This window comes from Amycolatopsis sp. NPDC104863, from assembly GCF_055582965.1.
Genome location: NZ_JBVJOW010000001.1, coordinates 504167 through 523975, shown reverse-complemented (window position 1 = coordinate 523975; position 19809 = coordinate 504167). Strand labels below are relative to the sequence as shown.

Below are 19809 nucleotides of genomic sequence, written 5' to 3'. Positions count from 1 at the left end.
CGGTCGGCGTGCCCGCCACGCTAGGACCTGGAGCGCGCTCCAGGGCAAGCCCCGGCTACCGCAGCCGCGCCACCAGGTCGGTGGCGATCCGCCGTTCGACCGGCCCGGGCACCGCCTGCACCCCGGCCGCGAGCCCGCCCGCGGCCACCGCCGCCAGGCTGCGGACCTGCAGCGTGAGGCCGAGATCCATGGCCTGGATGGAATTGCCGTTGGCGGCGGTCAGGTTGAGCATCCGGCCGTGGTCGAGGACGACGACCTCGCGGCCGTCGGCCAGTACGTGCCCGGTCCGGCGGCCGGGCTCGCCGTACTCGACGGTGCGGACGGTCGCCGCGCGCAGGGCGTCCGCGTCGATCTCCCACGCGAAGTGGCCGACCCCGGCGAGCAGCGCGCCGTCGGCCAGGACCGCCAGCTCGGCCTCGCCGACCACCCCGGGGGCGCCGGTCGCGGTGAAGACCGCCTGCGCGCCGGGCAGGACCTCGAGGGCCGGGCCGACGCGGTGACCGTCCAAAATGGCCTGCAGCGCGCGCATCGGGTCCGTGTCGCACACCGAAACCCGCGCGCCGAGCCGCGAGAGCGTGTCCGCGACGCCCTTGCCGCACGGCCCGTAACCGAGCACGGCGGCGCGCATGCCCGGCACCATCAGGTTGGTGGCGTTGAGGAATCCCTGCACGACGCTCTGCCCGACGCCGAACTCGTTCTCCACCAGCAGTTTCAGCCGTGAGTCGTTGATCACGACGACCGGGTGGCCGACCTGCTTCTCCCGCAGCCGGATCCCGCCGGTGGTCGTCTCCTCGGTGCCGCCGAGGTACCCCGCGGGGACGCCGGACCCGAGCAGCGACAGGGTGAGGTCGGCGCCGTTGTCGAGGGTGAGGTCCGGCTCGCACTCGAGGACCTTCACGACGTTGCGGGCGTGGGCGGCGTCATCGTCGGCGCGGCGCGTGTGCACCCGCACGCCGAGCGCCCGGAGAGCGTCGGCGACGTCGTCGTGGGTGGTGCCGGGTGAGCCGGTCAGCGTGACTTCGACGCCGGCGCGGGCCAGCAGGGTGACCAGGGCCGCGGTCTTGGGCTCGACGTGCAGGCACATGGCGAGCCGCCGCCCGGCGAGCACGGGCGCGGTCTCTTCGACGGCGGCGGTGGTCAGGGGCATGTGCTTGAGCGCCCACTGGGTTCCGGCGTGCACAAAAGAAGGCATGGCTTTCCTAGCGGTTGAACGAGAAAGGGGACCCGGAAGCGGGGCCGGTCAACCGTAGAAGTCGCAGCGGTACGAGTGGTCGCCGAAGATCGGCGCCACCAGCCCTCGTCCGCTCATGGCCTCAAGCTATCAGGGCGTGTAGTCCTCGAACTCCCACCACCCGTACCGGGCCAGCCGCTCGGCGGCCTCGTGCCAGTTCGCGCCGACGCACCCGGCCACCAGGCCCTCGAAGTAGGCCACCAGCGCGGGCCAGTCGTAGTGGTGGACGATCACGTGGTGGCGAAGCGAGATCGGCCCGCTCGCCACCTCCTCGCGCAGCCACCCCGGCGTGCACACGACGAACTGGAACGACTCCTCGCCCGGTTCCCCCTCCGGGCCCGCGATCAGCTGGACCAGGAACATGAACCGCTCCGGGTCCGCCGGGACGAACGACTCGGGCGGGTCGGTGTCGGGGGTCATCAGGTACTTGATCTCGGGACGCACCGTGGGCATGCGGCCAGTGTGCCGTCAGCCGACCGCGGCGGCCAGGAAGCCGGCGACGTCCGGGTTCGTCGTGACCGGGACGCCCGCCGCGCGCAGGTGGTCCGCGAACTCCGCCGACTTCCGGCCGCCTTCGGCGATCAGGAACGGCGGGGCGCCCGCCGCCGGGTACGCCAGGGGGCTCGCCGCCCGCAACGTCGACGGTGCGCGGCCCAGTGCCACCAGCACCGACGCCCGGGTCACCGGGTCGAGGCCCGTGAGGTCGAACTCGGCCGGGGCCGCCAGCGCGGCCACCGCACGGACCTTGCTGTCCTGCCCCGGGTACTGGCCGGTGTCCGGCCCCGGCGCGACGCCGAGCAGGGACGCCAGTGTGCCGCCCGCGCCGGAGCCGACCGCCGTGACGCGGGCCGGGTCGATGTTCAGCGCCGCCGCGTTCGCCTTGAGGAACCGGACGGCGCAGCGGGTGTCGGTGAGCGCCGCCGGCCAGGGTGCGGCGGGCGCGAGGCGGTAGTCGATCGACGCGACGGTGAAGCCGCGGGCCGTCAGCTCGTCCCGCAGCGGGGTGAGCCGGGACCCGGCGAGCTCGGCACCGGGTCCGGCGGGCCTGCGGTCGCCGGAGATCAGCCCGCCGCCGTGCAGGAAGAGCGCCACCGGCGCCGGTGGCCCGCCCGGCCGCGGCCGGGTGACGTCCATCGCCAGCGGCACACCGGCGGGGCGGCAGTACTCGACCGTGGCGCCGTCGAGCAGCGTCGACGCGGTGGGCGCCGTGATGCCCGCTCCGGCTGCGACGGTCCCCGCCGCGCCCGTCGCGAACACCACCAGCAGCACCGGGAACAGCACGATCCACGCCGACACGCGCCGCAGCGCCGACGGCCGCGGGTGCGCCCGCCGCCGGGCCACGACCAGGAAGCCGAACACCGCCACGACCTGCAGCCCGGCCGCGACGTAGTCGGTGAAGCCGACCACCGCGTCGGCGGGCTGCCAGGGGTCGAGGCGCACGAGCAGCCCGAGCGGCCGGCTGGCCACCCACACCGCCAGCGACGTCGTCGCGGCGAGCGCGGCGGCGTGGGCCGTCCTGCGGGTCGGCCACCCCAGCACCGCGAAGACCGCCACCAGCTCGAGGGTCGCGACCAGGGCGAACAACATGGCGTACAGCTGCCAGACCCGCCACAGCGCGGGCACCGAGACGGCCGGGATCAGCGCCCCGCCCAGCGCGGCAAAAGCGGCCGTGACCAGCACCGGACCGCGTCTCAAGAGGGGCACGGCGGTCGTCGACGGGCGGTAGACGCCCCGCTGCCCGTCGACGACCTTCATGCCGCCAGTGTCACCCGGTACCGGCCATCACCGCCACGGCTCCGGCGGCGCAGCGCCGCTACTTCTGCGACGCCGTGTAGTTCCGGAACAGCAGATACGTGTCGAGGATGTCGGAAGAGGCGCTCTGCACCGAGCGGTAGATCCCCCACTTCGGGCGGACGTAGTCACCCTGGTCGGGGATGTTGACGCTGCTCATGCTGCCCTGCGCGGCCACCGGGGCGCCGGTGCCCGTGCCGTTGCGGATGACGGCCGACGCCTTGCCCTTCGAGCCCGGCGTGAACGTCCATTCGATCGTGATCCACTTGTCGCGCAGCGGCGCGAGGTCGGTGGCCGCGATGCTCGGCGAGCCCGAGTTGGCGTAGGCGCGCGCGTTGAGCATCTCCTTGCTGCCGCTGCGGGTCAGGTCGAGCGTCACCCACGGGCCGCCGTTGGTCGACGGTGTCTTGGTCTGGAAGATGTGGGTGAACTTGCTGGTGCCGTGCAGCGAGCCCGGGATGTACATCTCGTAGGAGAGCGTCCAGGTCTCGCCGTCGTGCATCTTGAGCGTGGAGCCGCTTTGCACCATGCCCTTGGACTCGGTGCGCTGGCGGTCGCCGCCGCCGGTCGTGTCGCGGTCGTCCTTCCAGATGTTGAAGCGGTAGTGGTCGCCTTCGACCACGACGTACTTGCGGTCGGGGTGGTGGTTGCCGCGGTCGGCTTCGATGCCCTCGAAGGCCTTCAGGCCGTCGGTGGCGGGGTTCGGGTGCCACAACGGCGCGGCTTCGGCGATCGGGCTGAACAGAAGCGGCACGGTGAGGGCGGCGACGGCGAGCGCCGTCCTGCGGGGGAATTCCGGCATCGTCGGTGTGTCCTTCCTGACGACAAGTTCGGCAGGGGTGCACATCGGTCGGCGGACGGACCCAGAAAACCGGGCTGGACATCCGATGTCTTACCTCTCGAAGCTAGCGCTTTCCGGTGGTCGTTGGCAAGATGCTCGCCCAATTGGTCGATGATTCATCTGATGGATGCGGAGTAGCAGTCCGCCAGCGCGCCGAACGCCGCCTTGGGTGCCCAGGGCACGCCCGGGTACGTCTGCCCCGCGCCGTCTTCCAGCAGCTTCACCACGCCCCAGCTCGCCATGTCCAGGTCCGTCCGCGGGTCCGCGCGGTGCACCAGGCCGTAGCAGACGAACGTGCACGCGAAAGCCGCGTCGACGCCCTCCGCCGTGAAGATCTCCAGCAGCTCCCGGAGGTACTGCGCCTGCTCTTCCTCGTCCCGGACGTACTCGCCCTTCAACCGCACCGGGACGTCACCGTCGTACTCCACGATTTCGCCGCACCGCGCGCCGAGGTCGGCCGCGCCGCGGTAGGGCGTCACGCCGAACTCCGTGATCGCCACCGGTTTGCCCGACGCCACCAGCGTGCGGACGCCCTCGCGGTAGCCGTGCGCGACCTCCTTCGAGCGGTGCGCGTCCACCGAGACGATGTCGAACGGCGTCCAGTCGACCCGCTCCAGCGGAACCGCCGCGTAAGTAACGCGCCCGCCGAACCGCGCGCGGACCGCCTGGACCGCGCGGGCCAGGAAGGCGTTCACCCGCTCGGACAGCCCGGCGACGAGCTCCCGCGACGCGAGCAGCCCGGCCAGCCGCTCCTCGATCCCGTCTCCCGGCAGGAAACCGTGGTTGAAGAGGCTCAGCTCGGCCCCGGTCACGAACACGATCTCCGCCCCGGCCGTCCGGAGGCGTTCGGCTCGTGACGCGCCGTCGGCGAGCAGCGCGAGGATCTCCTCGGGCGTCCGGTCCATCGGGAACGGCGAGAACCACACCTCCAGCCCCAGCGCGGCCGCCTCGCGCGCGGCGAACTCGATCCGGTCGAGGTCGGTGCCGATCAGCCGGACCGCCGTGCAGTGCAGGTCGTCGCGGATGACCGCCAGCTCACGCCGGACCAGCTCGGCGTCGAAGGGCCGGTTGAACCGCCCGTTCAGCTCCAGCCCGGTGTCGTAGCCGATGCCTTTGGCTCTCACGGTTCCTCCCGAAATTTAGGGTACGGTCCGTACCGTACCCTAGGACGGTAGAGTGACGCCCATGGCCGAGAAGACCCGGCGCCGCGGCGCCGAGCTGGAAGAGGCGATCCTGCGCGCCACCGCGGACGAGCTCGCCGAGGCCGGCTATCCCGGCCTCACCATCGAGCGGGTGGCGCAGCGGGCCGGCACCAACAAGAACACGATCTACCGCCGCTGGCCGAACCGCGCCGCACTCGGCGTCGCCGCCTACCGGCTCCTGGCCGAGGACACCCTGAAGCCGCCCGACACCGGCAACCTCCGCGAAGACGTGCTGACGCTGTTGCGGACGATCAACTGCGGCCAGACCTCGCCCGCCGCGCGGATCCTGCGCGGTCTCCTGACCGGCGTCGGCGAGGAGCCCGAACTCCGCGAGCAGCTCTACGAACAGGCCGCCGAGGGAGGCGCGAAAACCTGGCTTACGATCGTCGAGCGAGCCATCGCACGCGGCGAAGCACGACCCCAAGCCCGGCACCCGCGGGTCGCGACGGTCGCGCTCGTGTTGCTGCGCAACGAACTCCTCACGCGCGGACTGACCACAGTGGACGACGGCGTGCTCGTCGAGATCGTCGACGAGGTCTACCTGCCGCTGGTGGGCGCGTAGATCGTCACCCGCAGCTCCGGGTCCTCGGCGGCCTGGAAGACCGCGTAGTCGAACACCGCGGGCCCGGGCACGAACAACGTCTTCCGGCCGGGTCCGCTGCGGCCGACGTCGTGGCGGTCCCACCACGTCGCGAACTCCGGGCAGCCGGCCCGCAGCCGCGCCGCGAGCCCCGAGAACGCCGGGTCGCCGGCCCACAGGTCGTGCGCGGCGCGGAACTGGGCCACGGCGTGCTCGGCCTGCGCCGCCCAGCCGTCGCCGAACAGCCGCCGGCCGCGCGTGCCGAGCAGCAGGAAGACCAGGACGTTCCGGTCGGCCTCCGGCGCCGCGCCGAAATCGGTGAACAGCTCGGCCGCGGCGGGGTTCCAGGCCAGGACGTCCCAGCGGCGGCCCGTCACGTACGCGGGCTCGCTCAGGCCTTCGACGAGCCGGCGGGTCGCTTCGGGCACCTGCTCGCGGCGGAACGGGGTCCGGGCCGGGTTCCGGGCCAGCGCCCGCAGGTGGGCGCGCTCGGCGTCGTCCAGCCGCAGGGCGCCGGCGAGCGCCTCGACCGTCTCGGACGACGGGCTGACCGTGCGGCCCTGCTCGAGCCGGATGTACCAGTCGACGCCGATGCCGGCCAGCTCGGCGACCTCTTCGCGGCGCAGCCCCGGGGTCCGGCGACGGCGGCGGTCCGGCAGCCCGAGCGCCGAGGGATTCAGCCGTTCGCGCCGCGACCGCAGGAACTCCCCCAGCCCGGCACGGGCCACCTCCGGCATGACAACCTCCGTGGCACTCGGCAGTCCCAGGATGATACCAGGCCTGGATAGCCCGCCCCGGTTCGCCGACGATCGAGGCATGAGAGCCGCGATCCTCGAAGAGTTCGGCAAACCCCTGTCCGTGCAAGACATTCCCGCGCCGGCCCTCGGCACCGGCGAAGTGCTTGTCGACGTCGTCGCGGCGGGCGTGCTGCCCTACGCGGCGGAGGTGTTCCGCGGCGAGCGGAACTACCAGCTGACGCTGCCCGTCGTGCCCGGCGCCGGCGCGGTCGGCCAGGTGCACGCGACCGGCCCCGACGCGACCCGCCTGGCGCCCGGCGACTGGGTGCTGTGCGACCCGGCGATCCGCTCGCGCGACGACGCGCTGACCCCGGACATCACGCTCCAGGGCCTGAGCGCGCGCGGGGACGGCGGCCTGTTCCTGCAACGTCATTTCGGGCACGGCGCGTACGCCGAGCAGGTGCTCGTCCCGACCGAGAACGCGGTCCCGCTCGGGCCGGTCGACCCGGCCGACGCCGGCCGGTGGACCGCGCTCCTGCTCTGCCTGGTGCCCTACGGCGGCTGGCTCGCGGCCGACCTGCGGCCCGGCGAGACAGTGCTGGTCAGCGGCGCCACCGGGAACTTCGGGAGCGCGGCCGTCGCCGTCGCGCTCGCCATGGGCGCGGCGTGCGTGGTGGCGCCGGGCCGCGACGAAGCCGTCTTGGCCGACCTGGAACGCCGGTTCGGCGCCCGCGTCCGGACGGTCCGGCTCACCGGCGACGGCGACACGGGCCGCCTGCGCCGGGCGGCCCCGGGCCCGATCGACGTGGTGCTCGACCTGCTGCCGCCGTCGGCGAGCACCGCGCCGGTGCGGGCCGCGGCGATGGCGGTCCGCGAGGGCGGCCGGGTGGTGCTGATGGGCGGTGTCGGCATGCTCGGCGGCGCCGACCTCGCCCTCCCCTACCCGTGGTTGATGCGCAACGGCATCACGGTGCGCGGCCAGTGGCTGGCCCCGCGGACGGCGACCACGAGCCTGATCGCGCTGGCCCGCGCCGGCCTGCTGGACCTCGGCCAGTTCGCCGTCACGGAGTTCGGCCTCGACGACATGACGAGTGCCCTCGACCACGCGGCGAGCGGCCGGACGCGCTTCGCCCTCACGGTGATCCGGCCGTGAGTACGGTCGAAGGATGACCCGGCTCGCCCGCCACGAGAAGCTCGCCGCAGCGCTCGAAGACTCGCCCGACGACCTCCTGACCGGCGCGCGGCCGCTCGGCACCGGGATCGGCGGGTCGACCTGGCTGCTGAGTGTGGCGGGCGAACCGGTCTTCGTGAAGCGGGTCCCCCTCACCGACGTCGAACTGGCGAACCCGCGCTCGACGGCCGACCTCTACGGGCTGCCGCCGTGGTCGCACTACGGCGTCGGTTCCGCGGGCGGCGGGGCCTGGCGCGAGCTGGAAGCGCACCTGATGGCGACCGCGTGGGTCCGCGAAGGCGCGTGCGAGAACTTTCCGCTCCTGCACCACTGGCGGATCCTGCCCGGCCTCCCGCGGCCCCGCGCCGACATCGAGGCGGACGTCGCGTTCTGGCACGGCGACCCGGGCGTCCGGCGCCGGTTGGAAGCACTCGCCGGAGCCACCACCGACCTCGTGCTGTTCCTCGAGCACCTGCCGCACAGCCTCGCCCACCGGGACGGTGACGACCTGCCGCTGGAGCGGGACCTCCGGCAGGTCACGGAGTTCCTCGCCGGGCAGGGCGTCCAGCACTTCGACGCGCATTTCGCCAACATCGTCACCGACGGCGAGCGGCTTTACCTCACCGACTTCGGCCTCACGGTGTCACCGCGGTTCGAGCTTTCGGACGCCGAGGCCGCGTTCCTGGCCGAGCACGCCGACCACGACCGGGCCTACGTCCTGACCCATCTGGTCAACCGGGTCGTCCGGGGCCTCGGCGACTGGCCGGATGCCCGTGCCCGCAACACTTTCGTCCGCGAACACGCGGCGGCGCATCAGTCGCCGCTCCTGCGCCGGTACGCCCCGCTCGCGGCGGTCGTCAACGACTTCTACTTCGCCCTGCACACCGAAGACCGGCGGACGCCGTACCCCGCCGGGGAGATCGCCCGGCAGCTGGAGCGCGCCGGTTTGCCTGTGATTGCCGGGCTCACTACTCGCGAGTAAGGTCCGGGGCCATGCGCGCTGTGCGACCGTCCGCGGCCGGGCCCCGGCGCGTCGACGCCCGCCGCAACCGCGAAGCGATCCTCCGTGCCGCCGACGAAGTCTTCAGCGAAGACGCCGACGTCGTCCTGGACGAGGTCGCCCGCCGCGCGGGCCTGGGCCGCGCGACGGTGTACCGCCACTTCCCCGACCGCACGGCACTCGCGCTCGCCGTCGCCGCGCACCACCTCGCGGCGTTCAAGAACCAGGCGCGGGACCAGGAGTCGTTCCGCGAACTGCTGGGCGGGGTCCTCGCGATGCAGGCCCGGCGGCGCCCGCTCGTCCGGCTGTTCCGCGAGCTTCCGGAACGCAGCCAGCGTCAGTACACCCACGCCTTGATCGCGTTGCTGCGCCCGGCTTTCGAAGAGGCTCAGCGCACGGGCCGGGTCCGGGCGGATCTCGAGCCCGCGGATCTGGCGCTGCTCTTCGAAATGCACGAGGCGGCCTTGGTGGCGGGCCCGACGCCGCGGGCGCGGACGGAACCGGCGGAGCGGCTGGTGCGGGTGTTCCTCGACGGCCTCGCCGGCGCCGCGGACTGAGGCGACGCACACCGACGCTGTGAGCAGGAAAACGCTTCCCGCGCAAGAGAAGTGAGCCTGCCGAACCGCGGCGAGCCGGGGCACGGGCCCACCCGCGTCCCGGCTTCACCCTGGTGGAGCACACAAAAGGGGGTTGACCGGCGAGCGTCGTGGGTATCTCTACCCCACGGCACCGGCAGTCGATCACCGGCCCGGCCGCCTCCTCCCACCCGTCACATCCGGTCCCGCGGAGCACATCATGACGAACGATTCAGGAGCCTGGCACGACAAGTTGCAGCGCGCGCAGGAAGCGATCCAACGCAAGCGGGCGGAGCAGACCCGCAGCACGGCGGGCGCGTCCGCCGCGTCCCGATGACCCTTCGAGTATCCACAAAGGACACATGGAGCCCCGCACCCTTCAGCCGGGCGTTCCGGTGAGCAGCGCCTCCGCGTACCTGCGGAACGCCGCCACGAGCCCGTTCCGGTCGTCCGCGCGCGACGCCACCGCCACGTGCGCCGGTTCGACGTCCTCCAGCGGCACCGTCGTCAGGTCCGGGCGCAGGCTGCCGACGGTGCCCGGGCCGGCCGGGACGATCGCCACCGCCTGACCGCTCGCCACCAGCTCGAACTTGTCGTCCATCTCGGCCAGGCGCGGCCCGTCCGGGGCCGGGCGCCCGTCGGGGCGGGGGTCGATGCGCCAGAACGCGTCCCACGCCGCGTCGGCCGCGCGGGGCAGCGGCTCGTCCGCGATGTCGTCGAGCGTCAGCGACTCCTTGCCCGCCAAGCGGTGGTCACGCGGGAGCAGCAGCACCCTCGGCTCGTCGTAGAGAACCGTGACGTGCAGCCGCGCCGACGGCAGCGGTAGCCGGACCACCGCCACGTCGACGCGGTGCTCCAGCAGCGCCGCTCGGGCGTCGTCCCACCGCAGGTGCTGGGTGCGCACCTCGGCGTCGGGGTGCCGGCGGCGCAGCTCGCGCACGGCCGGGGTGACGACCAGGTTCGCGATGTAGCCGACGGTGATCCGGCGCGGCCGGGCGACCGACCGCGCGTGCGCCGCCGCCGCGGCCGCCGACCGCAGCACCTCGAGGGCCAGCGGCAGGAACGCTTCGCCGGCTTCGGTCAGCCGGGTGCCCTGCGGGGTCCGGTCCAGCAGCCGCGCGCCCACCTGCTGCTCCAGCCGGATGATCTGACGGCTCAGGGACGACTGCGTCAGGTGCAGCTCGGCGGCGGCGCGGCCGAAGTGGCACCGCCCGGCGAGCACGGTGAAGCTGCGCACCAGCCGCAGGTCCAGATCCGGGTCGGGCATGTCCCCAGCGTAACCCGGGCACCAGTCGGCCCGAAGCCCACGACCTGCGGTGATGCGCGAACCGCGTCACGCTGCGCGAAACACTCATTGGACCTGGCACGCTCCGTGACCCCACGGTGGAAGGAGACACACTTCGCGGAGGAACCTTGATGAAGGACCTGGGACCGATCGGCGTCTACCTGCCGATCTCGTTCACCACAACCCCGTCGGCCGACGCGCAGCGCGACGGCGCCCGGCGGCTCGAAGACGCCGGCTACCGGACCGTGTGGACGAACGAGGTCGTCGGCGGCAAGGACGCCCTCGTGCAGCTGGCGCTCCTGCTGGCCGCCACCGAGCGCCTCACCTTCGGCACCGGGATCGCGAACATCTGGGCCCGCGAACCGCAGGTGCTGCACGCCGCCGCGGCACAGCTCGCGGACGCCTTCCCGGACCGGCTGGTGCTCGGGATCGGGGCCGGCCACCCGGCGCAGGCCGCCGCCGCGGGCCGGGACTACGGCCGCCCGCTGGAGACCGTGCGCGGTTACCTGACGCGGATGGACGAGCAGACCTGGCCGCCCGCGCCCGCCGCGGCCTACCCGCGGATCCTCGGCGCCAACGGCCCGAAGATGCTGGCCCTGGCCGCCGAGCTGACCGACGGCGCGTTCCCGGCGAACCTGCCGCCGGAGCTCACCGCCGAGGCCCGCGCGGCACTCGGGCCGGGCAAGCTGCTGGTGGTCGGCCTGCCCGTGGTCACCGGCGGCGCCGAGGCGGCGCGCGAGAAGGTGACCGGCAGCCTCGGCATGGACTGGTACCGCAAAGCCGTGGAACGGCTGGGGTATTCGGCCGGCGACGTCGACACGCTCGCCGGCGCGGTGGTCGCCGAGAGCGAGCCGGACGCCATCGCGGCCAAGGCGCGCGCCCACCTCTCGGCGGGCGCGGACCACGTGGTCCTCATGCCCCCGACGACCGACGACTTCACCGCCGACGTCGAGACCCTGGAACGCCTCGCGCCCGCGACCGGCGCCCTCGGGTGAGGGGCCGGCCGCGGGCGCGGCGTGCGGGAACTCAGACCAGGTCGTACCGGTCGGCGTCCATGACCTTCGTCCACGCGGCGGCGAAGTCGCGGACGAACTTCTCCTTCGCGTCGTCGCTGGCGTAGACCTCGGCCACGGCGCGCAGCTCGGAGTTCGAGCCGAACACCAGGTCGGCGCGGGAGCCGGTCCACTTGACCTCGCCGGTGGCGCGGTCACGGCCCTCGAAGGTCTCCTGGTCCTCCGAGGTGGACTTCCACTCGGTCTCCATGTCGAGGAGGTTCGCGAAGAAGTCGTTGGTCAGCTTGCCCGGCGTCGGGGTGAACACGCCCAGCGCGGACTGCTGGTGGTTCGCGCCCAGCACCCGCAGACCGCCGATGAGCACGGTCAGCTCGGGCGCGCTCAGGTTCAGCAGGTTCGCGCGGTCGACCAGCAGGAACTCCGACGGCAGGCGGTGGCCCTTGCCGCGGTAGTTGCGGAAGCCGTCGATCGTCGGCTCCAGCGGCGCGAAGGACTCCGCGTCGGTCTGCTCCTGGGTGGCGTCGGTGCGGCCCGCGGTGAACGGCACCGTGATCGTGACGCCGGCGTCCGCGGCGGCCTTCTCGACCGCGGCGGTGCCACCCAGCACGATCAGGTCGGCCAGCGAGACCTTCTTGCCGCCGGACTGCGCGGAGTTGAAGGACTCCTGGACGCCTTCCAGCGTGCGCAGGACCTGCGCGAGCTGGTCGGGCTCGTTGACCTCCCAGCCGCGCTGCGGCTCGAGGCGGATGCGGGCGCCGTTCGCGCCACCGCGCTTGTCACTGCCGCGGAACGTCGAGGCCGACGCCCACGCGGTCGAGACGAGCTGGCCGACGGTCAGGCCCGAGTCCAGCAGCTTCGCCTTGAGGTCCGCGACGTCGGCGTCGGAGACCAGCTCGTGGTCGACGGCGGGGACGCGGTCCTGCCAGATCAGCTCTTCGGCCGGCACCAGCGGGCCGAGGTAGCGCTGGATCGGGCCCATGTCGCGGTGGGTCAGCTTGTACCAGGCGCGGGCGAACGCGTCGGCGAACTGGTCCGGGTTCTCGTGGAAGCGCTTGGAGATCTGCTCGTAGACCGGGTCGACGCGCAGCGACAGGTCGGTGGTCAGCATCGTCGGCTTGCGGGCCGGGTCGCCGGCCTCCGGGCCGGGGATGGTGTCCTCGGCGTCCTTCGCCACCCACTGGTGGGCGCCGGCCGGGCTCTTCGACAGCTCCCACTCGTAGCCGAACAGGTTGTCGAAGAACTGGTTGCTCCACTGCGTCGGCGTCGAGGTCCAGGTGACCTCGAGACCGCTGGTGATCGCGTCGCGGCCCTTGCCGGACCCGAAGGTGTTCTTCCAGCCGAGGCCCTGCTCTTCGATGCCCGCGCCCTCGGGCTCGGCGCCGACGAACTCGTCGGGGTCGGCCGCGCCGTGGGTCTTGCCGAAGGTGTGGCCACCGGCGATGAGGGCGACGGTCTCCTCGTCGTTCATCGCCATCCGGCCGAACGTCTCGCGGATGTCGCGGGCCGCGGCCAGCGGGTCCGGGTTGCCGTTCGGGCCTTCGGGGTTGACGTAGATGAGGCCCATCTGGACCGCGGCGAGCGGGTTCTCCAGGTCGCGGTCGCCGGTGTAGCGCTCGTCGCCCAGCCAGGTGCGCTCCGGGCCCCAGTACACGTCCTCGTCCGGCTCCCACACGTCGGCGCGGCCGCCGGCGAAGCCGAACGTCTTGAAGCCCATGGTCTCCAGGGCGCGGTTGCCCGTGAAGATCATCAGGTCGGCCCAGGAGACCTTCTGGCCCCACTTCTTCTTGACGGGCCAGAGCAGCCGGCGCGCCTTGTCGAGGTTCCCGTTGTCCGGCCAGCTGTTCAGCGGCGCGAAGCGCTGCATGCCGGCGCCCGCTCCCCCGCGGCCGTCGTCGATGCGGTAGGTGCCGGCGCTGTGCCACGCCATGCGGATCATGAACGGCCCGTAGTGCCCGAAGTCGGCGGGCCACCACTCCTTCGAGGTGGTCAGCACCGCGTCGACGTCGCGCGCCAGCTCGTCGAGGTCGACGGTCTCGAACGCGGCGGCGTAGTCGAAGTCCTCGCCCATCGGGTTCGCGACGGCGGGGTGCTTGCGCAGGATCTTCAGGTTGAGCTGGTTCGGCCACCAGTCGCGGTTCCCCGCGCCTTCGGTCGGGTGGTTGCGACGCCCGGCCGAAACCGGGCAGCCGCCGGCGGCCTCTTCGTTCAGCTCGCCAACCTTGGCGTCAGCACTGTCAGACACAGGAATCCTTCCGGGACGGGAACAACGTTCAGGAACTCGGCGCGGTGGAGCAGCCGGGGCACAGGCCCCGGTAGACGACCTCGGCTTCGTCGATCACGAAGCCGTGGGCGTCCGACGCGGTCAGGCAAGGCGCGTGGCCGACGGCGCAGTCGACGTCGGCGATGGCCCCGCAGGACCGGCACACGACGTGGTGGTGGTTGTCCCCCACGCGGGCCTCGTACCGGGCGACGGAGCCGGGCGGCTGGATGCGCCGCAGCAGCCCCGCTCCGGTGAGTGCCCGCAGGACGTCGTAGACGGCCTGGTGGGACACTTCCCCGAGACCTTCGCGCACGGCCCCGATGATCGAGTCGGTGTCGGCGTGCGGGTGCCCGTGCACCACGGACAGCACCGCCAGCCGTGGACGCGTGACGCGCAGGGACACCTCGCGCAGCATCCGCTCGAACTCCGTGGTCGTGGGCACGAGGGCGAGTCTGCCGCATTTTCTGGAATGAATCAAGAATAGCCACCCGGCCGTGTCGCTCGGCTCCCGCTACAGCCGGGCCCGGTGGTCCTTCGCCAGGCCGTGCAGCGCGCACGGCTGCCCGGGAGCACGCGGGCACAGCACCCACGACTCCGTCGGCGTCGCCACGTAGAGCCGGTACGGCGACGAGCCGGTGACGTCGTCCCGGGCCAGCTCCGACGCGCCGTCGTCGTCACGCCGGGGGTAGCACCCGAGCAAGCGGTCGAGCTCGGCGTCCGCCGCCTCCCGGGCCTCACCGACCGCGTAGACGGCCCGGCCGTGGTACGGCGCGACCGTCGAGTCGAAGACGACGAGGCTCACCCGCGGACGCTGCGCGAGGTTGCGGGAGTGGCGGGCATCGGACTCCGAAACCCACACGAAGGTCCGGTCGTCGGCCGGGGCGAAGTACACCGGAGACGTCCACGGGCCGCCGTCCGCGTCGGTCGTGCCCAAGGTCAGGTAGCGGTTGGCCGCGAGGAGGGCGCGGGCGTGCGCCGCGAGCGTGTCGTCCGTCATCAGGGCCCGGATTCTGCCACCGATCCGGTGAGACGGAGATCACGAGCCACCGGGTTTACCCGGGATCCGGAGGGGTAAACGTCGGTCGTTCAGGTTGTCTCAGCTGCTTCCGACCAGGAGTCGTTCGATGACCAGCGTCCTCACGGACTGGGAGAACACCCGCCCGGTCCCGCGCCCGCGCCGCACCGACGCGCTCGCCGAGCTCGCCCGCCTCGCGGCGCTGGCCGAGCTCGCGAAGCGCTCGTCCCCGTCGCTGATGCACCACGCGATCCTCGGCGGCACGAGCGCCGCGGCGGTGGCCGCGGCCGCGAAGCTCGACGTCGCCGAAGCCCACGTCCGCTGGCACCAGTGGGCGGACACGGCAGTCGGCGTCGACGAGTACCTCCGCGTGCACGCCGCGTTCGCCGAAGCCGTCATCGCCCGCCACGCCGCCCTCGAGGAGCTGACATGACCGCGCCCGCCGCGCCGGAGACCCACGTGACCCTGGCCGACCTGGCCGCGCTCGGCACCGCCGCGACCGAGCTGCTGGCGGAGATCACCGAGCAGCTGGCGGCCGCGGCGTCCCGGCGCTGAGCGCCGTCAGAGCTCGATCCCGAAGAGCGCGGCGGCGTTGCCGTGCGCGATCTTGCGGCGGTCCAGCTCGCTGATCGGCGCGCGCTCGATCCACTCGGCGGCCCCGGCGTTTTCCGAATACGGGTAGTCGACGGAGAACATGATGTGGTCGGCGCCGACGGTGAGCACCGCGTTGATCAGCGCGTGGTCGGAGAAGCTGCCGCTCGTGGTGACCCAGATGTTGTCCGCGAAGTACTCGGGCAGCGTCTTGCGCGGCCGGTGGCCGAACGGGTTGGCCTCGAACATGTTCTGCGTGCGCCACAGCAGCGCGGGCAGCGCCTCCCCCAGGTGCCCGAGGACGAGCTTCGTCGTCGGGAACCGGTCGAAGTGCCCGCTCAGCAGCAGCCGCACGGTGTGCGCCGCCGTCTCGGTTCCGAACCCCCAGGTGGCGCCCTTCATCTCCGGATGCCCGGCGTAGAGCGCCTGCCCGCCCGGCAGGGACGGCCGCGGGTGCAGGTACAGCGGCACGTCGAGCTCGGCGAGCGCCTCCCAGAACGGGTGGTGGCGCGGCTCGTCGAGGTAGCTGCCGTGCTCGTGGTCTCCGACGTTCGTGTAGCCGTTGACGAGCACCCCCTTGAAGCCGAGCTCGGTGACCGCGCGCCGGGCTTCCGCCGCCGCGTTCTCCGGTTCCTGCAACGCCACCGCGGCGAACCCGGAGTACCGGTCGGGGTGCCTCGCCACCTGCCCGGCCAGGAAGTCGTTCTGCCGGCGCGCTTCCGCGGTCGCCGCCGCGGGGTCGGTGAGCCGCTGGACGCCGGGCGCGGTCAGCGACAGGATCGTGTGCCGGATGCCCGCCCGGTCCATGCTGCCGAGCCGGACGTCGTCGAACTCCCCCAGCTTCGCCATCACCGGCCGGTAGAACTCCGGCATCACCCCGCCGCCGTCCGACACCGCGGCCAGCGCTTCCTCGTCGGCCAGCAGCCGCGCGACGCGGTCGGGGTGTTCGTAGGCTTCCTCCAACGCGATCTTCGGCAGCACGGGTCCGACCGTACCGCCGTCCGCGCGTGACCTGCGTCACTTCCGCCGGTGATCCGGGAACCCGTTCCCGGCTCGCGAGAACACCAGATGACACTGGCGGAGCGGAAGGCGGGCGATGACCCCGGAAGACACGGATGCCGGCGACGACGCGAGCGTGATCGCGAGGTCGCGGCGGGAACCGAGCCTGTTCGCGGTGATCTTCGACCGCCACTCCCGGCACATCCACCGCTACGTGGCGCGGCGCCTCGGCCCGGGCGCCGCCGACGACGTGCTCGCGGAGACGTTCCTGATCGCGTTCGCCAAGCGGACGAAGTTCGACACGACCCGCCCGGACGCGCGGCCGTGGCTCTACGGAATCGCGACGAACCTCGTCTCGCGGCAGCGACGGGCCGAGGTGCGCGAGCTGCAGCTCCGGACGGTGCTCGGCCCGCCGGCGGTCGAGGACGGCCCCGCCGACCGCGTCGCCGACCAGGTCAGCGCGCAGGCGCTCGGCGGGGAGCTCGACCGGGCGCTGGCCACGCTGCGGCCGCGCGAGCGGGACGTCCTGCTGCTGGTCGCCGCCGAAGGGCTCGGCTACCAGGAAGTCGCCGAAGCACTGGCCATCCCCGTCGGCACCGTGAAGTCGCGGCTCAACCGCGCCCGCGGCCACGTCCGCGCCGCGCTCGGCGCCCACGACCTCGTGAAGGAGACCTCCCGCCATGGATGACCTCGACCTGATCCGCGACCGCGCGGACGCCGTCGGCTTCGCGCCGCCGGAGCACCTCACCCCGGCCCGCGACCGCCTGCTCGCCGCGGCGCGCGGCGAACGCCCGCACCGCTCCCGGCGCCGGTTCTGGGCCGCGGGCGCCTCGATCGGCCTGGCCGCCGCGATCACCGCGGTCGTCGCGCTCGCCCCGGCCGACCGGGTCGGCATCGGCGTCGGCGTCGCGAACGCCGATCCGGTGCGCGTGCTGACCGAAGCGGCGAACGCGGCGCTGGCGGAACCGGCCCGGGCGCCGCGCCCGGACCAGTTCCTGTACGTGAAGACCGAGCACCCCGACCACCACGTCCGCGAGATCTGGCTTTCGGTCGACGGCACCCGCGACGGCCTTGTCAGCGACGGCGTGGTCGGCCGCGTCGCACTGCCCGCCTGCCACGGCGGTGACGACTGCCGGCCGTCCCCCGCCTACCGGGCGGACCTGCCGACGACGGCCGAGGCGATGCTGGCCTACCTCGGCGGCCTGCCCGGCGGCAAGGACAGCACCAACTCGATGGGCAAGAACGTGCTCTCCCTCGCCAACGAAAAAGCGCTCACCCCGGCGTCCTACGCGGCGCTGTTCCAGGCGGCGGCGAAGGTGCCCGGGCTGACGGCGCTCGCCCACGTGACCGACGGCGCCGGCCGCCCCGGCGTCGGGATCACCTGGCCGGTCCCGCCGGGCTCGTCGGCGAAGGCGAAGCCGGTCGTGATCGTCTTCGACGCCACCACGCACCAGTACCTGGGCACGGAAGACACCGCCGTGACGGTGAAGACGTTCGTGGACGGCGCCGGGCAACGCCCTTGACTCAGCGGGTCTCGTAGAACGACGCGAACGACGACACCGGCTCACGCGGCGTGCGGTGCGCGCTCAGCCGGTGCTCGTCGTCGGCGTATCCGAGCGCCACGCCGCAGACGATCACGTGGTCGTCCGGCACCCGCACATGCCGCCGCAGCACCGGGTGGAAGTCGAGGAACGACGCCTGCGCGCACGTGTGCAGGCCGGCCCCGCGCGCGGCCAGCATCAGCGCCTGCAGGAACAGGCCCGCGTCGACCAGGGCGCCCTGCAGCGGCCGCCGGCTGACCGTCAGGACGATGCCGACCGGCGCGCCGAAGAAGTCGTAGTTGCGCCGGTGGTGGCCGCGGCGGCCGGCGGTGTCGTCCGGCGTGATGCCGAGCGTGTCCCGGTAGAGCCCCTCGCCGAACCGGCGACGGCGCGAGCGGAACGGCTCGTGCCACTCGCCGGCGCCGGGCTGGTAGGCGAACTCTCCCGGCGTACGACGGCCTTCGTCGTGCGCGCCCAGCAGGTCCGCGGTGAGGGCCCGCTTGGCCGCGCCGGTGAGCACGTGCACCTGCCACGGCTGGCAGTTGGAGTTGCTGGCCGACCGGGCGGCCAGCGCGAGGAGCCGTTCGACCTCCTCACGCGGCACCGGGTCCGCCCGGAACGCCCGGCAGCTGCGGCGGGTGCGCAGGGCGTCCTCGACGGTGGCGCTCACTCGGCGGGCGGCGTGATGTCGTAGGAGATCCGGCCCGCGGGCAGATAGAACAGCGCGATCAGGGCGCCGCCCTTGACCTCCGGGTAGTGGTGGCTGCCCGGGCCCGGCGCGGTCCAGCCCGGGCCGCTCCAGCCGCGCGGGCCCCGCAGCTTCGCGCCGGGGTCGAGCGGCACCACGAGGTTGAGCTCGCCGTACGGGTGCTGGTGGTACTGCCCGCGGTACGGCTCGACGCTCTCGATGTAGACGGCCGTGACGCTGAAGTAGTTGAGGACGTCGCGGGGCTCGGCGATCCGGCTGCGGCGGTACTTCGGGCCGTCGACCTCGACGTTCGCCGCCCAGCCGGCGCGGACGCCGTCGGTGACCAGCCGCGCCAGGTCGTCGTAGAGCGGGCTGCCGGGCCCGTGGTTCTCGTTGAGCCAGGTCTCCAGCTCCCCGCCCGCGGTCCGGTTCTTGACGGCGTCGAGGAACGGGATACTCCGGTCGATCAGGTCCTGGGCGGTGGTCATCGTCGGCTCCTTACTCGTCGGGTTCTCCCGAAGGTAGGACGCAGTTTCGTTACAGTCAAGTATTGTAACTAATGTCGTTGCGTAACGACCACTGCTCGTAACGGATCGGCTAGGGTCGGGCCATGGCGGAAGCAAGCGAGGAAGCCGGGCCGCGCCCCGGCGGCCGTCCCCGGGACGCGGCGCTCGACGAGGCGATCATCCTGGCCACCCGGGACCGGCTGGTCCGCGACGGGTATTCGCTGATGACCATCGGCGACATCGCGGCGGACGCGAAGGTCAGCCGCCCGACGCTCTACCGCCGCTGGGCGACGAAGTTCGAGCTGGTCGTCGACGCGCTCGACTACGGTTTCCGCCGGCAGCGGGACATGTACACCGTCGACTTGGCTCGGCTGGAGCCGCGGGAGGCGTTCACTGAGGCCGTCCGCCGCCTGGACCCCGCGTACTTCAACCCGGACGCGATGGTGCTGATGGGCAACTTCGCCGGCGAGGCGATCCGCACCCCGGAGCTGCTCGGGATCCTCCGCGAGCACGCCGTCGAACCGCGGGTCACGCTGGTCGAGAACGTCCTGACGCAGCTGCAGGAAAGTGGTGCGGTCCAGGACGGCGTCGACAAGCACACGATCGCGACGATGTGCTTCGGCAGCTACTTCGCCGCCTTCCACCGCGGCGAGCCGACGGACGGGATCCCCGAGGCGGTCGTCTCGGTGCTGTGGCCGGCGATTGCCGCAAAACCGGCCCGCCGGCGGCGGTGAGGTCTGCGTCACACAGTCTGAGCGGGGCAAACGCGGTCCACTCAACCAA

At 72.9% G+C, this 19809-nt stretch carries 23 protein-coding genes; 10 read left to right on the top strand and 13 right to left on the bottom strand.

All coding sequences use genetic code 11. The features are described 5' to 3' along the window. Positions 1–55: 55 nt before the first annotated feature. The 5 genes from ACZ63J_RS02510 to ACZ63J_RS02490 all read right to left on the bottom strand — a co-directional run bounded on the left by ACZ63J_RS02510 (position 56) and on the right by ACZ63J_RS02490 (position 4987). Entirely contained in the window at positions 56–1192 is a 1137-nt protein-coding gene (locus tag ACZ63J_RS02510) for an adenosylhomocysteinase (protein WP_465404681.1), read from the bottom strand. Between the two features lie 129 nt (positions 1193–1321). Further along, a complete protein-coding gene (locus tag ACZ63J_RS02505; RefSeq protein ID WP_465312302.1) occupies positions 1322–1684 on the bottom strand; it encodes an Imm8 family immunity protein in 363 nt (120 codons plus the stop codon). A 15-nt stretch (positions 1685–1699) separates the two neighbouring features. Continuing rightward, the gene (locus ACZ63J_RS02500) at positions 1700–2986 is read right to left on the bottom strand and encodes an alpha/beta hydrolase fold domain-containing protein (protein ID WP_465404679.1); all 1287 of its coding nucleotides are present in this window, start codon (positions 2984–2986) and stop codon (positions 1700–1702) included. Positions 2987–3044: 58 nt separating this feature from the next. Continuing rightward, the gene (locus tag ACZ63J_RS02495; protein WP_465404677.1) at positions 3045–3824 is read right to left on the bottom strand and encodes a hypothetical protein; all 780 of its coding nucleotides are present in this window, start codon (positions 3822–3824) and stop codon (positions 3045–3047) included. Positions 3825–3979: 155 nt separating this feature from the next. Next, a complete protein-coding gene (locus ACZ63J_RS02490; RefSeq protein WP_465404675.1) occupies positions 3980–4987 on the bottom strand; it encodes a hypothetical protein in 1008 nt (335 codons plus the stop codon). A 61-nt stretch (positions 4988–5048) separates the two neighbouring features. Here ACZ63J_RS02490 and ACZ63J_RS02485 point away from each other — a divergent pair, with 61 nt between their 5' ends. Beyond that, positions 5049–5627 (top strand): TetR/AcrR family transcriptional regulator, encoded by a 579-nt coding sequence (locus tag ACZ63J_RS02485; RefSeq protein ID WP_465404673.1) that lies wholly within the window; start codon positions 5049–5051, stop codon positions 5625–5627. On the opposite strand, the gene ACZ63J_RS02480 is transcribed toward ACZ63J_RS02485, so the two are convergent. Continuing rightward, on the bottom strand, positions 5603–6382 hold the full coding sequence (locus tag ACZ63J_RS02480; RefSeq protein WP_465404671.1) for a helix-turn-helix transcriptional regulator: 780 nt from the start codon (positions 6380–6382) through the stop codon (positions 5603–5605). The genes ACZ63J_RS02485 and ACZ63J_RS02480 overlap by 25 nt on opposite strands. Before the next feature lie 79 nt (positions 6383–6461). Here ACZ63J_RS02480 and ACZ63J_RS02475 point away from each other — a divergent pair, with 79 nt between their 5' ends. From ACZ63J_RS02475 to ACZ63J_RS02465, 3 genes are read left to right on the top strand one after another with little or no spacing between them, the layout of a single operon-like run. Continuing rightward, on the top strand, positions 6462–7535 hold the full coding sequence (locus ACZ63J_RS02475) for an alcohol dehydrogenase catalytic domain-containing protein (RefSeq protein WP_465404669.1): 1074 nt from the start codon (positions 6462–6464) through the stop codon (positions 7533–7535). 13 nt (positions 7536–7548) lie between these two features. Continuing rightward, positions 7549–8535: a hypothetical protein gene (locus tag ACZ63J_RS02470; RefSeq protein WP_465404668.1), complete on the top strand. Its 987-nt coding sequence runs from the start codon at positions 7549–7551 to the stop codon at positions 8533–8535. Positions 8536–8546: 11 nt separating this feature from the next. Further along, on the top strand, positions 8547–9110 hold the full coding sequence (locus tag ACZ63J_RS02465; protein WP_465404666.1) for a TetR/AcrR family transcriptional regulator: 564 nt from the start codon (positions 8547–8549) through the stop codon (positions 9108–9110). Between the two features lie 397 nt (positions 9111–9507). On the opposite strand, the gene ACZ63J_RS02460 is transcribed toward ACZ63J_RS02465, so the two are convergent. Continuing rightward, entirely contained in the window at positions 9508–10395 is an 888-nt protein-coding gene (locus ACZ63J_RS02460; protein ID WP_465404664.1) for a LysR family transcriptional regulator, read from the bottom strand. Between the two features lie 149 nt (positions 10396–10544). On the opposite strand from ACZ63J_RS02460, the gene ACZ63J_RS02455 reads away from it, so the two are divergent. Next, the gene (locus ACZ63J_RS02455; RefSeq protein WP_465404662.1) at positions 10545–11408 is read left to right on the top strand and encodes an LLM class flavin-dependent oxidoreductase; all 864 of its coding nucleotides are present in this window, start codon (positions 10545–10547) and stop codon (positions 11406–11408) included. Positions 11409–11439: 31 nt separating this feature from the next. Here ACZ63J_RS02455 and katG read toward each other — a convergent pair whose 3' ends face one another. The 3 genes from katG to ACZ63J_RS02440 all read right to left on the bottom strand — a co-directional run bounded on the left by katG (position 11440) and on the right by ACZ63J_RS02440 (position 14683). After that, on the bottom strand, positions 11440–13668 hold the full coding sequence (gene katG / locus ACZ63J_RS02450; RefSeq protein ID WP_465404660.1) for a catalase/peroxidase HPI: 2229 nt from the start codon (positions 13666–13668) through the stop codon (positions 11440–11442). 28 nt (positions 13669–13696) lie between these two features. Beyond that, on the bottom strand, positions 13697–14128 hold the full coding sequence (locus ACZ63J_RS02445) for a Fur family transcriptional regulator (RefSeq protein ID WP_465404658.1): 432 nt from the start codon (positions 14126–14128) through the stop codon (positions 13697–13699). A gap of 69 nt (positions 14129–14197) precedes the next feature. Further along, on the bottom strand, positions 14198–14683 hold the full coding sequence (locus ACZ63J_RS02440; RefSeq protein WP_465404656.1) for a pyridoxamine 5'-phosphate oxidase family protein: 486 nt from the start codon (positions 14681–14683) through the stop codon (positions 14198–14200). 127 nt (positions 14684–14810) lie between these two features. Here ACZ63J_RS02440 and ACZ63J_RS02435 point away from each other — a divergent pair, with 127 nt between their 5' ends. Together ACZ63J_RS02435 and ACZ63J_RS02430 are read left to right on the top strand one after the other, a co-directional pair. Continuing rightward, entirely contained in the window at positions 14811–15134 is a 324-nt protein-coding gene (locus tag ACZ63J_RS02435; RefSeq protein ID WP_465404655.1) for a hypothetical protein, read from the top strand. Further along, positions 15131–15256 carry a hypothetical protein gene (locus tag ACZ63J_RS02430; RefSeq protein ID WP_465404653.1) on the top strand — a complete coding sequence of 42 codons (126 nt, stop codon included), beginning with the start codon at positions 15131–15133 and terminating at the stop codon, positions 15254–15256. Before ACZ63J_RS02435 ends, ACZ63J_RS02430 begins: the two co-directional genes overlap by 4 nt. A gap of 6 nt (positions 15257–15262) precedes the next feature. Here ACZ63J_RS02430 and ACZ63J_RS02425 read toward each other — a convergent pair whose 3' ends face one another. After that, positions 15263–16273: an amidohydrolase family protein gene (locus ACZ63J_RS02425; RefSeq protein WP_465404652.1), complete on the bottom strand. Its 1011-nt coding sequence runs from the start codon at positions 16271–16273 to the stop codon at positions 15263–15265. 115 nt (positions 16274–16388) lie between these two features. Between ACZ63J_RS02425 and ACZ63J_RS02420 the strand changes: the two genes are divergently transcribed. Beyond that, on the top strand, positions 16389–16979 hold the full coding sequence (locus tag ACZ63J_RS02420) for an RNA polymerase sigma factor (RefSeq protein ID WP_465404650.1): 591 nt from the start codon (positions 16389–16391) through the stop codon (positions 16977–16979). Further along, on the top strand, positions 16972–17814 hold the full coding sequence (locus ACZ63J_RS02415; RefSeq protein WP_465404649.1) for a CU044_5270 family protein: 843 nt from the start codon (positions 16972–16974) through the stop codon (positions 17812–17814). Before ACZ63J_RS02420 ends, ACZ63J_RS02415 begins: the two co-directional genes overlap by 8 nt. 1 nt (position 17815) lies before the next feature. Here ACZ63J_RS02415 and ACZ63J_RS02410 read toward each other — a convergent pair whose 3' ends face one another. Both ACZ63J_RS02410 and ACZ63J_RS02405 read right to left on the bottom strand, forming a co-directional pair. Next, a complete protein-coding gene (locus ACZ63J_RS02410) occupies positions 17816–18502 on the bottom strand; it encodes a nitroreductase (RefSeq protein WP_465404647.1) in 687 nt (228 codons plus the stop codon). Further along, positions 18499–19008 carry a 4-hydroxylaminobenzoate lyase gene (locus tag ACZ63J_RS02405; protein WP_465404646.1) on the bottom strand — a complete coding sequence of 170 codons (510 nt, stop codon included), beginning with the start codon at positions 19006–19008 and terminating at the stop codon, positions 18499–18501. The genes ACZ63J_RS02410 and ACZ63J_RS02405 overlap by 4 nt, the downstream gene beginning before the upstream one ends. A 122-nt stretch (positions 19009–19130) precedes the next feature. Between ACZ63J_RS02405 and ACZ63J_RS02400 the strand changes: the two genes are divergently transcribed. After that, positions 19131–19760 (top strand): TetR/AcrR family transcriptional regulator, encoded by a 630-nt coding sequence (locus tag ACZ63J_RS02400; protein WP_465404645.1) that lies wholly within the window; start codon positions 19131–19133, stop codon positions 19758–19760. The last annotated feature ends 49 nt before the right edge of the window (positions 19761–19809 follow it).